The organism is Kitasatospora sp. NPDC053057 (assembly GCF_044546945.1).
Lineage (GTDB): Bacteria > Actinomycetota > Actinomycetes > Streptomycetales > Streptomycetaceae > Kitasatospora.
The window spans coordinates 36610-56120 of the sequence record NZ_JBITZP010000016.1 but is presented as its reverse complement, the minus strand read 5'-3'; the positions used below and the strand labels follow the sequence as shown (position 1 = coordinate 56120).

Here is a 19511-nt window from a genome sequence, read left to right as displayed (position 1 = left end):
GTCCTTCCCCCAGGAGACCCGATGGCAGCAGCCAAGCCCTTCCCGACCGGTCCGACCGGACTCGGCACGTCCGCAGCCCGGATCGGCGAGCTGTTCCGGCCGAAATCCGCCGGCCGACGCGACCTCCCCGAGCTCTACTGCCCGCCAGCCGTCCGTGACGACCGGGCGCTCGGCGCGGAGGTGAACGACCGCCTGGTCCGCTGGGCCGAACAAGTAGGCATCTACGCAGGAAAGCTGGAGCAGTTCCGGGCGGTCGACTTCGGACGCCTGCTGATGCTCACCCACCCCGACACCGACGACCCGGACCGACTGCTCGCCGCGGCCCGCTGCATGGCGGCGGAGTTCGCCGTCGACGACTACTTCTGCGAGGACGCCCTCACCAGCAAGCACCCCGAACGCCTCGGCCCCCGGCTGATGCTCGCCCAGTCCGCGATCGACCCCGCCCAGCTGCCCGCCCGCAGCCGCGAGCGCTACCAGCGCGCGATGCGCACCGAGCCCGTCTGGTACGCGCTCCGCCGCTCGGTGGAGGAGCTCGCACCATACGCGAGCGGCGCCCAGCTCGGCCGGCTCCGGCAGGAGATCGCCGCGCTGTTCCTCGGGATGGACGCCGAGGCCGGCTGGCGGATCGGCGGCACCATGCCCCCGGCGTGGGAGTACCTGGCGAACCGTCAGATGAACAGCTTCCTGCCGTGCATGACCCTGATCGACGCGGTCGGCGGCTACGAACTCCCCGCCGCCGTCTACGGCCGGCCCGACGTGCGCCGCGCGACCCTGCAGGCCGCGCTCGCGTCCGTGCTGCTCAACGACATCTACTCGATGCACAAGGAGCACGGCGCGGACGGCCTGGAGTACAACCTGCCGCTCGTGATCGCGGCGGAGGACGGCTGCTCGCTCGACCAGGCCACCCAGCAGGCCGCCGACATGCACAACGAACTCGTGCACTCCTTCGAGGCGGCGGCGGCCGCGCTCAGCCTCACCGGCGACCCGCTGCTCACCCGCTACCTCGGCGGCCTGTGGGCCTGGCTCGGCGGCAACCAGGAGTGGCACGCCAGCAGCCCCCGCTACAACCAGAGTTGAGGAACCATCATGACCACCGTGACCGACGCCACCGCGGCCCGGCGGACCGGATCCTCGCCTTCCTGACCGCGTACGAGGAGGGCGGCTTCCACTACCTGATGATCGCGGCCGACAAGGCGTGATCCGGCTCGGCCGTCGGTCCGGGGCCGGGCCGGCCGTCGCGTCAGGCGGCGGAACCCGACCCTCCTGTCGCCGCGTCCGTAACTGCGCATAGGGTGCCTGGTCGGACCTCAGCGCCGGACCGGCCGGACGGAAACGGGGGTGGACGCCATGACGGAGTCCTGGAGCAGTGCAGGGCTGCCGCCCATCGCGGCGGCGCGGGTCGCCGAAGGGCGGGCCGGCGGCACCTGGTCGTCGGCGCTGTCGACGGGCGAGTTCGCCGCGATCAGGTCGGTCGGCTTCGAGCCGGTCGGCCAGGTGATGGGGTCGGCGGTGTACCGCGTCGGCCGCAGCGGCCGGTACTGGGGCTACCACGCCTGTGGCTACCAGGGATGGGGCTGGTCGGCCGGCGGGAACCGGGTTGCCGACGTCGCCCTGTCGGGCAACGGCGCGCCCTCCGCCGCCCTGGTGCAGGTGCTGGACGACGCACGGCGTGCCGCCCTGGGCCGGATGACCGCCGAGTGCACCGCTCTCGGTGGTGATGGTGTGGTGGCGGCGCAGCTGACGATGGCGGCGTTCCCGGCCGCGCCGCACTGTCTGGAGTTCAAGGTGATCGGCACCGCGGTACGCGCCTCGGGTCAGGTACGGCCGCGCCGCCCGTTCACCTCGCACCTGGACGGCCAGGGCTTCGCCAAGCTGGTCACGGCCGGCTGGGTGCCGGTGGACCTGCTGGTCGGGATGTCGATCGGGGTGCGCCACGACGACTACCGGACCGCCCGGCAGCAGTTCTCCTGGTCCAACCAGGAGATGGAGGGCTGGACGGCCCTGGTCAAGCAGGTCCGGGCCGACGCCCGGACCCAGCTGTACCGGCAGGGAGCGGAACACGGCGGCGACGGCGTGATCCTCGCCGACAGCGACCTGCGGGTCTGGGAGGAGCCCTGCACCGCCAACGACAAGCAGACCGACCACATCGCCGAGAGCACCCTGATCGGCACCGCCGTCGCCCGCTTCGCCACCGCGCCCGCAGAGCCGCGCACCCTCACGGTCATGCCGCTGAACGGCGGCGGCGGTGACCGGCTGCGCCGCCGCCTCGCGCAGGCGGCCCGCCGATAGCGGCGCGCCGGTAGCAGCGCGCCGTGACCAGACCGGACGTCATCAGCACAGTCAGGGGAGATTGACCAGATGAGCACCTTCGATCCCGCCGCACAGGGAGTGCCGGCCGACGCGATGCGGCGCCTCGCCGAGCTGCAGCCCGGCAAGCCCGGCTCGATCTTCACCAGTGACCTGTCGGTCAACGAGTTCCTGCTGGTCCGCGAGGCCGGGTTCCAACCGATCGGCCTGGTCCTGGGCAGCTCGATCTACCACGTCGGCATACAGCTCGGCCGCTGGGGCAAGAACCAGGAGCTGGAGACGCTCAGCCAGGCCATGTACCACGCGCGCGAACTCGCCATGACCCGGATGGAGGCCGAGGCCGCGACCCTGGGCGCGGACGGCATCGTCGGCGTCCGGCTGAGCGTGGAGGCGCGGGAATTCGGTTCGGACATCGCCGAGTTCATCGCCATCGGCACCGCCGTCAAGGCCGACCAGCCCGCGCCCGGCGGCACCAGTTGGCGCAACAACAAGGGTCAGCCGTTCACCTCCGACCTCTCCGGCCAGGACTTCTGGACCCTCATCCGGGCCGGCTACGCGCCGCTCGGCATGACCATGGGCACCTGCGTCTACCACATCGCGCACCAGAAGATGGGCTCGGTCTTCTCCAACATCGGCAAGAACGTGGAGATCGAGCAGTACACCCAGGCCCTCTACGACGCCCGCGAGCTGGCGATGGCCCGGATGCAGGCCGAGGCCGAGGAACTGCAGGCCGAGGGCATCGTCGGCGTACAGCTCAACGCGCACAACCACCGCTGGGGCGGCCACACCACCGAGTTCTTCGCCATCGGCACTGCGGTCCGCCCGCTGCGCGCCGATCACGAGATCGAACGGCCCACCATGGTGCTGAGCCTGGACGGCTAGGCTGCGCACACCGACGGGACGGGCGCGACCGTCGACCGACCGCACCAAGGAGAGACATGACCGACCACGGCGAGCTCGAACCGGCCGCGCAGGACCCGGGCTCGATAGACCTGCTGGCGGCCGCCCTCCGCCGGGACGCCGCCGACCTGGAGGTGTACACCCAGGTCCTGACCGGTGCGCTCGCGGACGCGCTGCCCGCGGACGCGGTGGTGGTCGAGCGCAAGCGCAGCATGGCCGACCGGATGGCCGGCCGGCCCGGCCGGATCGAGCGGCTGGACGTCTCGATGGAGGACCAGCGACTGAGCCTGACCGTGACCCAGGGGCGCGCGGAGGGCGAGGTGTGCCGGGTGGTGCGCGGCGTGGTCCTGTCGCGACGGCCGGTGCCGCTCGACGAGTGGACGCGGGAGCTGGCCGCGGCCGTCACGGCCCGGGCCCGCTCCGACGCCCGCGCCCGGGCGGCGCTGGAGCGGCTGCTGCTCGGCGGCTGAGGTCGGCTGAGGTCGGCTGAGGTTACTCAAAGGGGCCCGGCCGTCAGCGCCCCGGGGCGAGGTAGCGGCGGCCCGGTATCTGTTCGAAGATCAGGTTGGTGCGGGTCTGGGCCACCGCCGGGTGGGTGGTGAGGTGGTCCACGACGAAGTCGCGCAGCGCCTCGGGGCCGGCGACGCCGACGTGCAGCAGGTAGTCGTCCGAGCCGGCCATGTGGAAGACGGCCAGCACGCCGGGCAGGTCGGGGGCGGTGCTGCGGAAGCTCTCGTTCTGCTCGCGGGTGTGGGCGCGCAGCCGTACCGAGATCATCGCCTGGAGCGGCAGCCCGATCGCGGCGGGGTCGAGTTCGGCGCGGAAGCCGCGGATGATGCCGCGCTCCTGGAGTGCCCGGACGCGGGCCAGGCAGGTGGAGGGGGCGATGCCGACGGCGGCCGCGAGGGCGTTGTTCGGGAGGCGGGCGTTGTCGGCCAGGGCGCGGATGATCGCCCGGTCCACGTCGTCCACCGGCGCCCGGCGGGCCTGCGGATTGTTCGGCATGCCTGCCAGGATTCCAGTCCGCTCAGCAGATTCGCAAACCTGATCGGGGCCGGACCGAATGTTCTTCGGAGAGCCTTCCCTGCGGTGCTCGAAAGTTCCATCCTTACCGACGGTCCTTACCGACGATCCTCGTCGACGTTGACGAACGCCCGTCGCCTCCCCACCGCACCCCCGGAGCGCCCCGCCCATGAGCCCGACCGCCTTCACCCTCACCGAGACCGCGACCGCCGTCGATCCCGGTCCGGAGCTGGACGGCGGTGACTTCACCCTCCCCGAGGGCGGCCTGGACGACGACCGGCGGCTGCGCGCGCTCGACGCCGTGGACGAGTACCTGACCCGCAAGCGCAAGTACCTGGTCGGCTACCAGGCCACCCAGGACATGCAGGGCACCGCGCTGGACCTCGCCCGGTTCATGCCGAACAACATCAACAACCTCGGCGACCCGTTCCAGAGCGGCGGCTACAAGCCCAACACCAAGGTCGTCGAGCGGGCCGTGCTCGACTACTACGCCAGGCTCTGGCACGCCGAGCGCCCGCACGACCCGGCCGACCCGGAGTCCTACTGGGGCTACATGCTGTCCATGGGCTCGACCGAGGGCAACATGTACGCCCTCTGGAACGCCCGGGACTACCTGAGCGGCAAGGCGCTGATCCAGCCGCCGACCGCCCCCTTCGACGCGGTGCGCTACGTCAAGGCCGACCCCGACCGGCGGAACCCGAACGCCCACCACCCGGTGGCCTTCTACTCCGAGGACACCCACTACTCCTTCGCCAAGGCCGTCGCCGTCCTCGGCGTGGAGACCTTCCACGCCGTCGGCCTGGAGAAGTACGCCGACGAGTGCCCGCTGGTCGACCCGGTGACCGGCCTGCGCACCTGGCCCACCGAGGTGCCGTCCCGCCCGGGCCCGTCCGGGCTGTCCTGGGACGGCCCCGGCGAGATAGACGTCGACGCCCTCGCCGTGCTCGTCGAGTTCTTCGCCGCCAAGGGCCACCCGGTCTTCGTCAACCTCAACCTCGGCAGCACCTTCAAGGGCGCCCACGACGACGTCCGCGCGGTCTGCGAGCGCCTGCTGCCGATCTTCGAGCGGTACGGGCTGGTGCAGCGCGAGGTGGTCTACGGCAGCTGCCCGCAGACCGGCCGGCCGCTGGTGGACGTGCGCCGCGGTTTCTGGATCCACGTGGACGGCGCGCTCGGCGCCGGCTACGCGCCGTTCCTGCGGCTGGCCGCCCAGGACCCGGCGGCGTACGGCTGGACGCCGGAGGCGGAGCTGCCCGAGTTCGACTTCGGCCTGCGGCTGCCCACCGCCGGGCACGGCGAGGTCGACATGGTCTCCTCGATCGCGATGAGCGGCCACAAGTGGGCCGGCGCGCCGTGGCCGTGCGGCATCTACATGACCAAGGTGAAGTACCAGATCTCGCCGCCGTCCCAGCCGGACTACATCGGCGCCCCGGACACCACCTTCGCCGGCTCCCGCAACGGCTTCTCCCCGCTGATCCTCTGGGACCACCTGTCCCGGTACTCCTACCGGGACCAGGTGGACCGGATCCGCGAGGCCCAGGAGCTCGCCGCCTACCTGGAACGGCGGCTGACCGCCATGGAGCAGGAACTCGGCGTCGAGCTCTGGCCGGCCCGCACCCCGGGCGCCGTCACCGTACGGTTCCGCAAGCCGAGCCCGGAGCTGGTGGCCAAGTGGTCGCTGTCCTCCCAGGACGTGCTGATGGTCCCGGGCGACGAGGCCACCCGGCGCAGCTACGTGCACGTCTTCGTGATGCCCTCGGTCGACCGGGCCAAGCTGGACGCCCTGCTGGCCGAACTGGCCGAGGACCCGGCGATCCTGGGGGCGTAGGCCTCGTCAGAGGTTGGTCAGCTGGTCGCCCTTGGCGTCCTGGAGCACGTGGTCGACGCAGACCGCGAGGATGATCAGGAGCAGGGCGTCCTGCTGGCTCATCACGTCGACGGCGTAGGCGTCGCGGATGGTGAACCAGCGGCGGGAGACGTGCGCCAGGGTGGTGCCCTCGTGGCGTATGTCGAACTCGCGGTCCCAGAGGTTGCCGTTGATCTTCAGCTTGCGGCCGTCGCCGAGGCGGACCTTGAAGCGGTCGCCGAAGAGCTTGAACAGCTTCTTGCTGACCTTCGCGGTCGGCTGGCCCTCCTGCTTGATCAGCAGGGTGTGGTGGAACGTGAAGGCCTTGCGGACGATGCTCGCGACGTGCTCGCCGCGGGTGTCGACCAGGGCGAAGGTGCGGCGCAGCCGGAAGAACTTCCGGTTCACGCGGTAGAGCTTCTCCCGCTGCTCGGTCTCGATCCAGGCCTCCTCGTGGAAGGCGAACATGCGGTCGCGGACCAGGTAACGCACAGTGGTTCCCCCGTGATGGATCCGCCGGGCCCCCGTGGCGCGGCGCGGCCCAGAGCGTAGCGGCTGGTCAGCGAGGGGGAGGGGCAGGGGGTGGTGCTTTTTACCGGTCCGCGACATTCCACCGACCCGACGGTGACACCGGGCCGTCCTCGTTCGCCCTAGGCGATGCCCTGCCCGTCGATGTCCGCCCCCCACTCGTCCTCGCCGGTGGCGCCCACGCAGTACCCGCCGCCCTGGACGGTGCCGCCGTTCTCCTGGCACTGCTCGGCGGTGACGTCGCTCGGGAGCGCCCAGGCCGGGGCGGAGCCGGCGAGGACGAGGACGGCGGTGGTGGCGAACGGGACGGCAAGGCGGGCCAGCGATGAAGTGATCATGTGCCTTACGACAGCACGCGCCCGGGACGGCGGCGAGCCGGACACGTCCGTTCGCAGGCCACGGTCCGTCAGCGCGGGCGGGCCGCCTCCGGGGGCCAGGTGTCGGCGGCGAGGACGCCGAGGGCGTAGGCGCGGGCGACCAGGGCGGTGCGGTTGGGCAGGTGCCAGCGGCGGGAGAGCCGGGTGAGGTGGTAGTTGACGCCGTCCGCGGTGAGGCCGACCTCCTTGGCGATCCGGGCGGTGGTGGCGCCCCGGGCGGCCGCGGCGAGGATGCGGGCCTCGATCGGGCTGACCTCGGCGCCAGGGCCCGGTGACGGGCGGACGGGCGGGGCGGCGGGCTCGGCGAGGGTGCGCAGCGAGATCAGCAGGTTCGGGGTCTCCTCCGGGGAGTCGCTGATCAGCTCGACGGTCATCTCGCCCTGCCGCTCGCGGCCGTCGGCGGGCGTCCAGGAGACCCGGGCCGGGTACTGCGAGCGGCGGTGGAGGCGGACGGCCTCGGTGAGCGCCTGCAGGCTGGCGCGGTCCTGGAGGGTGAAGAACTCCAGGATCCGCTGATGGCGCAACTGCCCCGGCAGCAGGCCGAATTCGGCGGCCATCGCGCGGTTGACGATCAGGATCCGGCCGCCGTACTCGCACACGGCGATGGGCAGCGGCACGTGGTCCATGAGCCGCAGGGCGCGGTTGCGCCAGATCACCGCCGGGTCCTGCCTGGTCACCGGTGCGGGGCGACGGTCCTCGATCGGTCGCATGCGTAGTTCTCCTCCTGTCGCACCGGGCCGGAACTGATGGGGCGTAGGCAAGTCTGCGGACGGTGCGAGCACTACACAATCATGTAGTGATCACTGTCGGGCGGCGGTCCCGGGGGCCCAGAGTGGAGGAACCGAGAAGTTTTCCGCCGTGGGAGGGACCCACCGATGACCGACACCACGACCGAAGCCATGACCAGGGCCGGGACCACCACCGGGACCACCACCGAGGGCCCGACCGTCCCCCTGGTGGACATCTCCGCGCTGCCGCCGGTCAGCGTCCCCGTGCTGCGGACCATGGAACTGGCCAGAGAGCACGGCCCCGCCTTCGTCCAGCGCCTGCACGGCCGGGAGATCCTGCTGGTCAGCAGCCTGGAGCTGGTCGAGGACCTGGCCGACGAGGAGCGCTTCACCAAGTCGATCGGCCCGGCGCTGGAGAACGTCCGCGAGTTCACCGGGGACGGCCTGTTCACCGCCTACAACGACGAGCCGAACTGGGCCAGGGCGCACGACATCCTGATGCCCGCCTTCGCGCTCGGCTCGATGCGCACCTACCACCCGGTGATGCTGAAGGTGGCCCGCCGGGTGATCGAGGCCTGGGACCGCCGCTCGGCGGCCGGGCTGACGGTGGACGTGCCCGGCGACATGACCCGGATGACCCTGGACACCATCGGACTGGCCGGGTTCGGCTTCGACTTCGGCTCCTTCGAGCGGGACGAGCCGCACCCGTTCGTCGAGGCGATGGTGCGCTGCCTGGACTGGGCGATGACCAGGCTGACCCGCAACCCGGAGCTCGACCACGGCGAGCGCGACGCCGCCTTCCGCCGGGACTCGGCCTACCTGGCCGGCGTGGTGGACGAGGTGATCGCCGCCCGGGCGGAGAGCGGAGCCGAGGCCGGCCCGGCCGAGGACCTGCTCGGCCTGATGCTCGGCGCGGTGCACCCCGTCGACGGCACCCGGCTGGACATCGAGAACATCCGCAACCAGGTGATCACCTTCCTGATCGCCGGTCACGAGACCACCTCGGGCGCGCTGTCCTTCGCGCTGCACTACCTGGCCAAGAACCCCTCCGAACTCCGCCGGGTCCAGGAGGAGGTGGACGCGCTCTGGGGCGACCAGGCCGACCCGGAGCCCTCGTACGAGGACGTCGGCCGGCTGCGCCACACCCGCCAGGTGCTCAACGAGGCGCTGCGACTGTGGCCGACGGCGCCCCAGTTCAGCCGGGAGGCGCGCGCGGAGACCCTGCTCGGCGGGCGGATCCCGGTCCGTCCGGGGATGCCGATCTTCGTGCTGACCCCGATGCTGCACCGCGACCCGGCCTGGGGCGACAACCCGGAGCTGTTCGACTCCTCCCGGTTCGACCCCGAGCGCGAGGCGGCCCGCTCGCCGCACGCCTTCAAGCCCTTCGGCACCGGCGAACGCGCCTGCATCGGACGGCAGTTCGCGCTGCACGAGGCGACCATGCTGCTGGGCATGCTGGTCCACCGCTACCGGCTGATCGACCACGCCGACTACCGGCTGACCCTCAAGCAGACGCTCACCATCAAGCCCGACGGGTTCACCCTCGCCCTCGCCCCGCGCACCCCCGCGCCGCCGGTCCGGCACGTCCAGCCGGTTCGGCCGGTCCGGCCGGTTCAGGCCGCGGGCGCCGCCGAGCGCTCCGAGCGCCCCGGCCGGGTCCGCCAGGGCACCGGCCTGCTGCTCCTGCACGGCTCCAACTACGGCGCCTGCCGCGAGTTCAGCCGCCAACTCGCCGACACCGCCACCGAACTCGGCTGCGACACCGAGACCGCCCCGCTGGACGCGTACGCCGAAGGCCTGCCCACCGACCGTCCGGTGGTGATCACCGCCGCCTCGTACAACGGCCAACCGACCGACGACGCGGCGGAGTTCGTCCGCCGCCTGGCCGAAGCCCCGGACGGCGCGGCCGACGGGGTCGAGTACGCGGTGCTCGGCATCGGCGACCGCACCTACGCCGCCACCTACCAGCGCATCCCCACCCTGGTCGACGACCGGCTCGCCGCCCTCGGCGGCACCCGGCTGCTCGCCCGCGCCGAGGCCGACGCCTCCGGCGATCTGGCCGGTACGGTACGGGAGTTCACCGAGGCGCTGGCCGACCTCCTGCTGACGCGCTACGGCGACGCCGAGGCCGCGGCCACCCCGCGGGAGGAGGCCGCGTACACCGTGACCGAGCTGACCGGCGGCCCGCTGCACGCGCTCGCCGCCCGGCACGGCATGAGCGAGCTGACCGTCACCGCTGTCGCCAGCCTGACCGACCCCGACTACCACCGGGTGAAGCGCCTCGTCCGCCTGGCCCTGCCGGCGGGCGCCGACTACCGGACCGCCGACCACCTGACGGTGCTCCCGGCCAACGACCCGGCCCTGGTCGAGCGCGCCGCCAAGCTGCTCGGCGCCGACCTCGACACGGTGCTCGGCATCGTCGCCCACCGCCGCACCGGCCTCGCAGTCGACCGCCCGCTGACCGTACGGGAACTGCTCACCCACCACGTCGAGTTGCAGGACCGCCCCACCGCGGAGCAGCGCGCCGCGCTGGCCGCGCTCAACCCCTGCCCGCCCGAGCGGGCCGCGCTGCGGGCGCTGCCCGCGGACGACCCGCGCACCCTGCTCGACCTGGTCGAGGACCACCCGGCCCTGCGCGAGGCGCTGAGCTGGCCGGTGCTGCTGGAGCTGCTGCCGCCGATCCGGCCCCGGCACTACTCGATCTCCTCCTCGCCGGCCGGCGCCGCGGTTCCGGCCGGGGGCGTACGGGAGGTCGACCTGATGGTCTCGGTGCTCAGCGCCCCGGCGCGCTCGGGCCGGGGCACCTTCCGGGGCACCGGCTCCGGCTATCTCGACCGGGTGGGCGTCGGCGACACCGTGCTGGCCCGGGTCCAGCCCTGCCGGGAGGCGTTCCGGATCGGCCACCGGACCCCGGTGATCATGATCGCGGCCGGCACCGGCCTGGCGCCGTTCCGCGGCGCCGTCGCCGACCGCCGGGCGCTGCTCGCCTCGCTCGGCTCGCTCGGCGAGGGCGCCGAGGGCGCGGAGGGTGCGGAGGGTGCGGAGCTCGCCCCGGCGCTGCTCTACTTCGGCTGCGACGCCCCGGAGGCTGACTACCTGCACCGGGCCGAGCTGGAGGAGGCCGAGCGGGCCGGTGCGGTCTCGATGCGGCCCGCCTTCAGCGAGCGGCCCCAGGAGGGCCGGCGCTTCGTCCAGGACCGCATCGCCGCCGAGGCCTCGGAGGTCTGGGCGCTGCTGGAGGCCGGCGCCGAGGTGTACGTGTGCGGCGACGGTGCCCGGATGGCGCCCGGCGTGCGGGAGGCCTTCCGGGCGCTCTACCGGGAGCGCACGCCGGGGGCCGACGAGCAGCGGGCCCAGGACTGGCTGCAGGGCCTGATCGAGGCCGGCCGCTACGTCGAGGACGTGTACGCGGGCTGAGGGCCCGTCCGCTGGGGAACGGCCGCCCGCCCGCTGCTCGACCGGAGCGGCGGGCGGGCGGCCGGTGCGTCAGTGGACGCTGACGTCGTACTTGGCGAGGGCCGGCTTCCTGAGCTGGTGTCAGCCCTGATCCGTCCCCTCGGGGTGCACCAGCGCGTCGACCCGCGCGGCCACGGCCAGCAGCTCCCGGTCGGCCATCCGGGGCCCGGTCAGCTGGAGGCCGACGGGCGCGGAGGCGGTGACCGGGAGGGGCAGCGTCAGCGAGGGCAGGCCCGCGGTGGCCGCGGGGGAGGTGTTGCGGATCAGGGTGTGGAAGGTCGGCACGTCCCGGCCGTTGAGGGGGAGGAAGTCCTCGTAGCGGTGGAGCGGCCGGGCGCACACCGGGACGCTGGGGCTCAGGATCGCGTCCAGGCCGTTCGCCGTGAACAGCCCGGCGTAGGCGGCCTGCAGGGCGCGGCGCTCAGCGAGGGCCCGCTGCAGGGCGGCCGGCCCCGGGTACCCGGGCCCGGTGGGCAGCGCGGTGGCCTTGAGGATCTCCCCGATGGTCGGGTCGCCCGCCGCGTCGAGGACCTCGGCGGGGGTGAGCCCGGTGCGGTGCTCGTCCAGGTAGCGGCCGAGGGCGGCGGCGAACTCGCCGAAGACGAGCGGGAATCCGATCCGGGCGTCGTACTCCACCAGCTGTTCCGTGTCCACCGCGACCCACTGGGCCCCGGCCGCGGTGAGGCGGTCGACGGCCGCCTCCCAGGCGGTGCGGACCGGGCCCTCCAGGTCCTCGGTGAACACGTGCCGCGGCAGGCCGAGCCGCAGCGGGCGGCCCGGGCCCCCGGGGTGTGCGGCCTCCCCGGTGACGAGGGTGTCCAGTGCCGTGAGCCGGCCCAGGGTGCGGGCCATCAGCCCGGGGGTGTCCCGGGTGGCGGACAGCGGGGTGACCCCCGCCGAGGAGTAGCGCCCGGAGCTGGGGCGCAGGCCGTAGATCCCGTTGAGCGCCGCCGGGATGGTGACGGAACCGCCGGTGTCGGTGCCGAGCCCGGCCTCCACGACCCCCGCCGCCACCGCGGCGGCCGTACCGCCGCTGCTGCCGCCCGCGAACAGGGCCGGGTCGGCGGCGTTGCCGACGGCGCCGAAGGTGTGGTTGCACGAGGTCGCGCCCATGGAGAGCTCGTGCATGTTCGCCTTGCCCAGGACGACCGCCCCCGCCGAACGCAGCGCCGCGACGACGGGCGCGTCGGCGTCGGGGACGAACCCGGTCAGGGCGGGAGTGCCCGCGGTGTTGGGCAGGCCCGCGACATGGATGTTGTCCTTGACGACGAGACACCACGGCGCCGCGCCGCCGCCCTGGGCGTCACGGCGGGCCGCCTCCGCGAGCGCCCCCTCGGCGTCGAGTGTGATGAACGCGTTGAGGTGCCCGGCGGCCGCGGCCCGCTCCAGTGCCGCCGACACGACCTCGTGGGCGAGGCCCCGGCCCGTGGTCTCCGGCTCGGCCATGGGGGCGGCTCCTTCGTGCTGGTCGTGTTCCATCCGGCTGCGGGGACGCACTGGTGACGGGTGGTCACACCCTACCCGGGCCGGGCGGGCCGTCCGCAGGGAGGCAGCGGAGGAAAAAGTGTTATCCGCCCGCCCGCCGGGCGGTCTCCTGGGCGTGGGAACGAACGCGCAAGGCCGCGGCAGAGGGTATGCGGCCGGCACGCGGGGTTCGAGATGGGGCGCTCCGCGCGGAGACGGGAGTCTCCGGCCGCGTTCGTACCCACGGCGCCCGGCCGGACCGTCCCGTCCGTCCGGCGTCGCCCGGCGGTCCGCACGCATCCCCCACAGCGGCGGACCGTCGGGTGCTGTTCGTCAGCCGCGCCGGAGCCGCCAGATCTGCTCCTCGCCGGTCCCCGCCGGGGCGAGCGCCTCGGCGGGGCGGCGCCGGTACTCGGAGAAGCCGAGCCGGGCCGGGACGGCGGCGCTGGCGAGGTTGGCCGGGTCGTGCACGATCTCGACGAAGTCCACGCCGGGGAGGCGGAATGCCTGTTCGGCCAGCGCCCGGGCCGTCCGGGTGGCGATGCCGCGGCCGGTGGCGGCGGGGTGCAGCCAGTAGCCGATCTCCCGGCCGTTCTCCTCGGTGTCCTCGCGCCGGAACAGCCCGCAGGCGCCGACGATCGCGCCGTCCAGCACGATCGCGTAGGTGAAGTCCTTCCCGCTCTCCCACAGCTCCGGCCGCTCCGCCAGGAACGCGGTGGTCTTGGCCTCGCTGTGCTCGGCGACCCACGGCATCCAGGGCCGCAGGTGCTCCAGCGACTCCTCGATGACCCGGAAGAACTCGGGAAAGTCCGCTTCGCCGCGGAAACGGCGCAGCGTCACCTCACCCAGGGCGATTTCCTGCTCTGCTAGCTCCATCCAGGGAGGATCCCCGTTACCCCGCTTCCTGCGCAACGGGATGACGGCGCTTCCGCAGCAGGTGGAGCAGGGCGCCGAGGGCGGCCGCGGCGCCGGAGATGACGAGCAGGGAGACGTCGGCGAAGCCGACCATCGCGAGGTCGAACCGGGGGTTCTCGGCATCCGCGGTGAACTCCGGGTCCACCAGGCCGTCCGGATCCTCGGTGACGCTGACCCGCTCGCCCGCCGCGTCACCGGAGCGGCAGGAGACGGACCGGGTGTGCCCCGGGGCGTCGTCGTATCGCACCACGCAGGTGTAGCTGGTGCCCTTGCCGTGGGTCACCGTGACATCGGTGACGGTGCCCGGGTGGGGCGTGCCGCGCATGGACAGCACGGTGGCCTGAGCGGTGTTCATGCTCATCAGCGGGACGGCGATCAGCGGGGCGAGCAGCAGCGCCAGCGCCACGCCCCGCAGCGCCCCGGACTGGCACAGGCACACCACGGCGTAGATCAGGCCGATCGCCGCGGTGAGGACCAGGGCCAGCGACGGGAGGAAGAACCACGCGCCGAACGCGCCGAGCGCCCCTCCGACCGGGAGCATCACGGCGGCGGCCGGGATCCACAGCGCCGTCAGCAGCGGCCGCCGTGGCCACGGCGTGTCGTTCTTTCCGGCCTTCCCGGCCTTCCCGGCCCCGCCGCCCCGGCGGCGGTGCTGCCCCGGTCGGGACGTCTCGTAGTGCGTCATGGCGGGAGATCCTGCCAGGCCGGAGCGGGGACGGGCGGCGGCGGGGGAGGACCTTTTGCCGGGCCGGGTGACTTATGGAGGTCAGCGGTAGGAGTAGTGGAAGGATGGGCGAGGGCGGCGAGCTGGTGCTCGAACAGCTGGATCACGGCACAACCTCGGGAGCCGGCGCCGGACGCGTACGGCGTCCGCCCCAGCAGAATCCCGCCGGGCCCGGCTCCCGCGTGCGGGGCTACCCCGGTGGGAGACCGCCGCACCGGCAGGCCCGGGGCGCTGCGGTCATCCGGCGACGACCACGATGAGCCGCCCGACGCCTGGGCCGTCCGGGCTGATCCACCGTAGGCGGACTACCGGGCGTTCGCCGGGGGGCCTGGCGTCGACGTCGGCTTGCGGTGAGGGCCCGGTCGGCGGCCTGTCAGAGCCGCCGGGCATGATCAGGGGCAGGTCGAGGAACGGGGGTCGGGTTGAGCGCCACGGGGTTGTGGGTCATCGGTACGGTGTCCGACGAGGAGCTGCGGCAGCTGCTGCGTGCGGCGGCCGAGGCCGGGCCTCCGGCGCCGGTCGTGCCCGGGGTGGCCGCGGAGCTGGCCTGGTGGCGGGGTGTGGCGGGCGCGTCCCTGTTCGGGGAGCGGGCCGCCGGCGACGGCAGCGCGGGGGAGGACGCCCGGCGCCTGTGCGCGTTCTTCGACAGCTGCCGGGACGGGTCCGACGCGGTGGAGGACTTCCGCGAGGCCGTGATGGGTCACTTCCGGCCCGAGGACAAGGAGGGCCTGTTCGCGGCCGCGGCGCGCAAGGCCAACCCGTTCTGGGCCCTGGCCTACGCACTCGGGCCCGACGCGACCCTGCAACTGCCCGGCTGGTTCGGCGACTTCCTGCTCGACTCCCGGCAGGTCCGCGCATGCCTCCCCGACGCCGAGGAGGCACTGACCCTGACCGGGGCCCGCCGACGGGAGGCGGTCGAGCGCATCCGCGCCTGGATGACCGGCCTCGGCGACGACCCGGACCATGACGCCGACGCCCTCCTCGACGGCCCACTGCGCGTGCTCCGCCACGCCGCCCGCACCGGCCAGGGCGTGGCCGGGCACACCTATTGGTACTGAGGAGCGACCATGGACCAGGTTTTGCTCTTGGACGCGGCTCCGGGGGAACTGCTCGACCGTGAGCTGGAGCGCCTTGTCGGGCACGGGCTGGCCGTCACGCTGAACCTGCGGCGGGTGGAGGACCGGGTGGGGGTGGCGGACCGATGGGCGGGCCGGGTCGAGTTCACCGATGTCGACCTGTTCGACGAGGCGGCGCTGATCGAGGAGGTGGTGCGGGGCGGGCGGGGGTATCACGCGCTCAAGTCCCGTGCGGGCGCGCCGCTGCGCGCCGCGCTCCTCGCGGCGGGGACGGACCGCGCGCTGGCCCACCGGCTGCGGGTGATCGGACGGGCCGGGGCGGGCACCGACCACGTCGACCTGGCCGCCGCCGCCCGGCACGGGGTCGCCGTCACCCATACGCCCGGCTCCAACGCGAACGCCGTCGCGGAGTTCGCCCTCGCCCAGCTGCTCGCCCTGACCCGCAACCTCGCCCCGTACAACGAGGCCGCGCACCAGGGCCGTTGGAGCACGCCGAGGGCACCCGCGATCGAGCTGTCCGAACTCACCCTGGGGATCGTCGGGCTGGGGCGCATCGGCCTGGCGCTGGCGGAACGGGCCACGGCGCTGGGCATGACCGTCCAGGGCTACGCGCGGCGCCCCACGTACGCGCCGGTGCCCCGGGTCGCATCCCTCGACACCCTGCTCGCCACCAGCGACGTGGTGTCACTGCACCTCCCGCTCACCCCGGAGACCACAGGCCTGATCGGCCGGGCGGAACTCGCGCGGATGCGACCCGGCTCGATCCTGCTGAACACCTCCCGGGGCGGCCTCGTCGACGAACAGGCCCTCGCCGACGCCCTGCGCGACCCGGCCCGGCCACCGGCCGCCGCCGCCTTCGACACCTTCGCCCACGAGCACGCCGCCTTCGCCTCACCACTGTTCGGCCTGCCCAACGCCCTGCTCACCCCGCACGTCGCCGGGATGACCAGGACGGCCATGGCCGAGGCGGCACTGCGCTGCGCCGACCACATCGCGGCCCTGCTCGCCGGACGCCCGGACGGCATCCCGGTGGTGGCCTGACGACGCTACGAGGTGGCCGCCCGCATCAGTGCCGTCGTGGCCTGGTCCGCCGGAAACTAGCCCCGGGAGGAAGAAAATAGCCCCGGGAGGAACAGGCCCATCGCCCGGTTGGCGGCCAGCATCTCCCAACGGACGTTGACGGCGAGCGCCGGGTTCGGCTCGTGTCCGGTCAGCACGGCCTCCAGCCGATCAGCGCCATCACCGTCATTCCAGGCGGAGGCTGCGGAACACCGCGGGGGTCGTCCAGCCACGCAGGGTGGCGTGGATCGTCGATCGGAATGCGGCCTCTGCCGTGGGGGCGTCGAGGGCCCCGGCGAGTTCGAGTGTGACAAGGCCGTGCAAGGTCACCCAGAGTGAGACGGCGATCGACGTCGTTTCGCCGTCGAGCACGGACTCCGTCACGGCGCGGTCGATGGCCGTGACGAGCGGCCGAACGGGGTCACTGGACCCGACCGCGTTCGACGGTTTGAAGGATTGCACGCCACCGAACAGCACGGAGTACAGGTGGCTGTGTTCGCGTCCCCATCGTCGGTATGCGGCGGCCAGCGCGTAGATGTCGGCGAGGGGATCCACGGAGGTCGGCACCGCCGTCAGCGCCTGGAACAGGCCGGCGACGGCTCTGTCGCGTACCGCTCCGATCAGTCCGTCCTTGCCGTCGAGCAGGGAGTACACGGCCGCCGTTGACGTCCCGGCGGCGGTGGCCACGGCCCGGACGGTGACCGACTCCAGCGGACGGGTGGCGAGCAGCTCGGTCGCGCACTGCACGAGTCGCTCTTTGACGGTCTCGTCGTTTGTTCTCGGCCTGCCCATGGGAGAAGCCTACCTGCTCTGATAACGTCGTTTCAGAACAGTGTTTTGAAACTTTGGAGGTCCGTCCGTGCCCGGGTTCGCCATACGCCTCGCCCGCCCTGCCCGCTTCGCCCGACGCCTACTGCTGGCCCTGGCCGCCGTGGCGGCGCTGGTCGTCGTCTTTCTCGGTGTGCTCGTCCTGACGGACGGGGCAGGCTCGGGGAGCGGTGCGTGGTTGACGTCCCTCGGAGTGGGGACCGCCGCCGCTCTGTGGCGGGGTCGGCGTCGTATCCGGGCGGCGCGGCTCATGCCGTTCCTGCCGGTGCTCGTCGCGGCGGCGTTGACGGCATTGGTCTGCATCCCCACCGGGCCCACGGCCCGGCGGCTGCCGGCCGACCTGCCCTTCGTGGCCACGCAGCACTGGAGCCTGGCCACCGGCAGCCGGGTCGCGGTGTATCACTACCCGCCCACGAACCCCGGCGGCCGGCAGCCCGTTCCGTTCGTGTACCTCAACGGCGGACCGGTCCGCGGCATTTCGTTGGTCGACCACCGGTTCCTGCAGCTCCTGGCACGTCAGGGCTACGACGTATACGCCTACGAACAGGCGGGCGGCGGGCGGAGCGACATGCTTCCCATGGACCAGTACACGATCTCCAGGTCGGTCAGTGACCTCGCCGCCTTCATCGACCACCTGGACAAGGGCAAGGTCGACATCCTCGGTTTCTCCTCAGGAGCGGTCGTGCTCACCCGAGCCCTGGCCGATCCGGGTGTCGCCGCACGCCTGAACCGGGCGGTCATCGCCGAACCCGGCCCGATGGACGGCCCCACCGCGGCTATCGCCGGGCAAAAGGGGCGCCCGTCCGCACGCGGGCTCGCGCCGAGCCTGACCGGACCGCGGTCGACCAACGTCCCCCGGTACGCCGCCGCATTCGGTCTCATGCGACTCGGACTCCTCAGCCCGGACACCGGGCTCGTCGGACAGGCCGAAGGTGACAACGTCTTCACCGCCGCCGACCTCGGCAGCGACACCGCGTCCGCCTACTGTGCGCGCGACGCGCACCGCATCCCGACTGAGGACACCGCGCAGAACTTCTCCTTCAGCCCCGCCGCCAGCCTCCGGATCCAGCAGACGGTGAAGGACTCACCCTCCATCGCCCCGCAACTGCGGCTCTCCCAGACCCCCACGATGTTGATGATGGCCGAGTGCTCCTCCCAGGTCCGTCAATGGGCGACCACCATCCTTGCCGATGACCCCGCCATCCAGCGCACCCAGTACATGCCCGGAGTCGGGCACCACATGTGGAACGGTCTGGACGACAACAACGACCGAGCCGCCGCCGTCATCACCGCGTTCCTCCAGGCCGAGCCGGCACCCGTGCCCAACTACCCGACCCGCGACGACATCTCTGCCTTCCTTCACGATCACAAGTGAGGACTCCGCAGTGCCCGAGCGCCTTCGACCTGGTCATGGCCGTGCCCGCCGCGTGCGGAGTCGATGCACCTACCGCGACTCCGTCCACCTGACCCGCCAGGTGGGTTCCAGCGGTACGGCGTGCCCGGTGAGCGTGGCGACGTCGGCCGGGAGGTCCGCGCGGGCGCGCAGCGCGGGGAGCGCGTCGGTGGTGTAGGCCGCGTGGGCCTCGGGGGAGGCCCAGAGGGTGGTGACCAGGTAGCGGTCGGTGGCGAGACGGGTGACGGTGCCCGCGAGCAGGCCGCCGGCCGCCGCCATGCCGGGGAACCAGAGTTCGCGTTGGACGGTCAGGAAGTGCTCGGCGCGGCCGGGGTGCAGCAGGCAGTCGGCGGCGCGGAGCAGGGTGGCGTGTCGCAGCGCGTCCGGGAGCGCGCCGGCGGTCTGGACGACCGGGCCGGAGGTGACCTGGATCGAATCCCAACTGCCCTGCTGGGCGGCCTCGGTGGCGACCGCGTCGTGGCGTTCGCGCATGAAACGGGTGTACGCGTCCTCGTCCGCCCAGAGGGCGAGCAGCAGCGCCCGGTCGCCCGAGCGCGACCAGCCGCCCAGCTGCCCGACCAGCCCCGGCTGGTCCGCGATCGCCGACCAGCGGCGCTGTCCGGCGGCGAACGCCCCGCGTGCGCTGGGCCGTACCCGGCAGTCGATCCACTTGCCCCACATGCGGGCCATCATGCTGCGCCGGGCCGGTGGAGGGTCAATCGGGCGGAGGTCGCGAGCGGGGTCGGACCACGGATGTAGGCCGGCAGCGGAGAAAATCGATGGCATGGTGCCCCCGCTCCTGGCCGGGTGTTCGCCGTGCTCAGGAAGAATCTGCTCTTCATGACCCTGACCGGACACGGGCACATCAACCCGATGCTGCCGTTGGT

The 19511-nt window shown here is 73.0% G+C and carries 20 protein-coding genes; 10 read left to right on the top strand and 10 right to left on the bottom strand.

The genetic code is table 11. The features are described from left to right. The first annotated feature begins 21 nt into the window (after nucleotides 1–21). The 5 genes from ACIG5E_RS18630 (at nucleotide 22) to ACIG5E_RS18610 (ending at nucleotide 3677) form a co-directional block, all read left to right on the top strand. Nucleotides 22–1077 (top strand): family 2 encapsulin nanocompartment cargo protein terpene cyclase, encoded by a 1056-nt coding sequence (locus ACIG5E_RS18630; RefSeq protein ID WP_396534510.1) that lies wholly within the window; start codon nucleotides 22–24, stop codon nucleotides 1075–1077. Beyond that, nucleotides 1074–1199, top strand: a complete 126-nt coding sequence (locus tag ACIG5E_RS18625; RefSeq protein ID WP_396534509.1) for a hypothetical protein — start codon at nucleotides 1074–1076, stop codon at nucleotides 1197–1199. Before ACIG5E_RS18630 ends, ACIG5E_RS18625 begins: the two co-directional genes overlap by 4 nt. 148 nt (nucleotides 1200–1347) lie before the next feature. After that, nucleotides 1348–2289, top strand: a complete 942-nt coding sequence (locus tag ACIG5E_RS18620; protein ID WP_396534508.1) for a heavy metal-binding domain-containing protein — start codon at nucleotides 1348–1350, stop codon at nucleotides 2287–2289. Between the two features lie 69 nt (nucleotides 2290–2358). Then, nucleotides 2359–3189 (top strand): heavy metal-binding domain-containing protein, encoded by an 831-nt coding sequence (locus ACIG5E_RS18615; RefSeq protein ID WP_396534507.1) that lies wholly within the window; start codon nucleotides 2359–2361, stop codon nucleotides 3187–3189. 56 nt (nucleotides 3190–3245) lie between these two features. After that, a complete protein-coding gene (locus ACIG5E_RS18610) occupies nucleotides 3246–3677 on the top strand; it encodes a hypothetical protein (RefSeq protein WP_396534506.1) in 432 nt (143 codons plus the stop codon). A gap of 43 nt (nucleotides 3678–3720) precedes the next feature. Here ACIG5E_RS18610 and ACIG5E_RS18605 read toward each other — a convergent pair whose 3' ends face one another. Further along, nucleotides 3721–4212 carry an Lrp/AsnC family transcriptional regulator gene (locus tag ACIG5E_RS18605; RefSeq protein ID WP_360501750.1) on the bottom strand — a complete coding sequence of 164 codons (492 nt, stop codon included), beginning with the start codon at nucleotides 4210–4212 and terminating at the stop codon, nucleotides 3721–3723. A 187-nt stretch (nucleotides 4213–4399) separates the two neighbouring features. Between ACIG5E_RS18605 and ACIG5E_RS18600 the strand changes: the two genes are divergently transcribed. Beyond that, complete coding sequence (locus tag ACIG5E_RS18600) at nucleotides 4400–6058, top strand: histidine decarboxylase (protein ID WP_396534505.1); 1659 nt, start codon at nucleotides 4400–4402, stop codon at nucleotides 6056–6058. Nucleotides 6059–6064: 6 nt separating this feature from the next. Here ACIG5E_RS18600 and ACIG5E_RS18595 read toward each other — a convergent pair whose 3' ends face one another. The 3 genes from ACIG5E_RS18595 to ACIG5E_RS18585 form a co-directional block, all read right to left on the bottom strand. Then, nucleotides 6065–6568, bottom strand: coding sequence for an LURP-one-related/scramblase family protein (locus ACIG5E_RS18595; RefSeq protein ID WP_396534504.1), 504 nt, complete (start codon nucleotides 6566–6568; stop codon nucleotides 6065–6067). Between the two features lie 158 nt (nucleotides 6569–6726). Beyond that, nucleotides 6727–6942, bottom strand: a complete 216-nt coding sequence (locus ACIG5E_RS18590) for a hypothetical protein (RefSeq protein WP_396534503.1) — start codon at nucleotides 6940–6942, stop codon at nucleotides 6727–6729. A gap of 68 nt (nucleotides 6943–7010) precedes the next feature. Further along, a complete protein-coding gene (locus tag ACIG5E_RS18585; protein ID WP_396534502.1) occupies nucleotides 7011–7691 on the bottom strand; it encodes a PAS domain-containing protein in 681 nt (226 codons plus the stop codon). Between the two features lie 189 nt (nucleotides 7692–7880). Here ACIG5E_RS18585 and ACIG5E_RS18580 point away from each other — a divergent pair, with 189 nt between their 5' ends. Further along, nucleotides 7881–11126, top strand: a complete 3246-nt coding sequence (locus ACIG5E_RS18580; RefSeq protein WP_396534672.1) for a bifunctional cytochrome P450/NADPH--P450 reductase — start codon at nucleotides 7881–7883, stop codon at nucleotides 11124–11126. Nucleotides 11127–11246: 120 nt separating this feature from the next. Here ACIG5E_RS18580 and ACIG5E_RS18575 read toward each other — a convergent pair whose 3' ends face one another. The 3 genes from ACIG5E_RS18575 to ACIG5E_RS18565 form a co-directional block, all read right to left on the bottom strand. Continuing rightward, nucleotides 11247–12611, bottom strand: coding sequence for an amidase family protein (locus ACIG5E_RS18575; protein WP_396534501.1), 1365 nt, complete (start codon nucleotides 12609–12611; stop codon nucleotides 11247–11249). Nucleotides 12612–12962: 351 nt separating this feature from the next. Beyond that, a complete protein-coding gene (locus ACIG5E_RS18570) occupies nucleotides 12963–13505 on the bottom strand; it encodes a GNAT family N-acetyltransferase (RefSeq protein ID WP_396534500.1) in 543 nt (180 codons plus the stop codon). A gap of 16 nt (nucleotides 13506–13521) precedes the next feature. Continuing rightward, nucleotides 13522–14229: a hypothetical protein gene (locus ACIG5E_RS18565; RefSeq protein WP_396534499.1), complete on the bottom strand. Its 708-nt coding sequence runs from the start codon at nucleotides 14227–14229 to the stop codon at nucleotides 13522–13524. A 461-nt stretch (nucleotides 14230–14690) separates the two neighbouring features. Here ACIG5E_RS18565 and ACIG5E_RS18560 point away from each other — a divergent pair, with 461 nt between their 5' ends. After that, the gene (locus ACIG5E_RS18560; RefSeq protein WP_396534498.1) at nucleotides 14691–15326 is read left to right on the top strand and encodes a hypothetical protein; all 636 of its coding nucleotides are present in this window, start codon (nucleotides 14691–14693) and stop codon (nucleotides 15324–15326) included. A 9-nt stretch (nucleotides 15327–15335) separates the two neighbouring features. Continuing rightward, nucleotides 15336–16385, top strand: a complete 1050-nt coding sequence (locus tag ACIG5E_RS18555; protein ID WP_396534497.1) for an NAD(P)-dependent oxidoreductase — start codon at nucleotides 15336–15338, stop codon at nucleotides 16383–16385. 56 nt (nucleotides 16386–16441) lie between these two features. Here ACIG5E_RS18555 and ACIG5E_RS18550 read toward each other — a convergent pair whose 3' ends face one another. Then, nucleotides 16442–16561 (bottom strand): hypothetical protein, encoded by a 120-nt coding sequence (locus ACIG5E_RS18550; protein WP_396534496.1) that lies wholly within the window; start codon nucleotides 16559–16561, stop codon nucleotides 16442–16444. Between the two features lie 28 nt (nucleotides 16562–16589). After that, nucleotides 16590–17195 carry a TetR/AcrR family transcriptional regulator gene (locus ACIG5E_RS18545; protein ID WP_396534495.1) on the bottom strand — a complete coding sequence of 202 codons (606 nt, stop codon included), beginning with the start codon at nucleotides 17193–17195 and terminating at the stop codon, nucleotides 16590–16592. Between the two features lie 67 nt (nucleotides 17196–17262). Between ACIG5E_RS18545 and ACIG5E_RS18540 the strand changes: the two genes are divergently transcribed. After that, nucleotides 17263–18606: an alpha/beta fold hydrolase gene (locus tag ACIG5E_RS18540; RefSeq protein ID WP_396534494.1), complete on the top strand. Its 1344-nt coding sequence runs from the start codon at nucleotides 17263–17265 to the stop codon at nucleotides 18604–18606. A 69-nt stretch (nucleotides 18607–18675) separates the two neighbouring features. Here ACIG5E_RS18540 and ACIG5E_RS18535 read toward each other — a convergent pair whose 3' ends face one another. Next, on the bottom strand, nucleotides 18676–19305 hold the full coding sequence (locus ACIG5E_RS18535) for a DUF4937 domain-containing protein (RefSeq protein ID WP_396534493.1): 630 nt from the start codon (nucleotides 19303–19305) through the stop codon (nucleotides 18676–18678). Nucleotides 19306–19511: the final 206 nt, after the last annotated feature.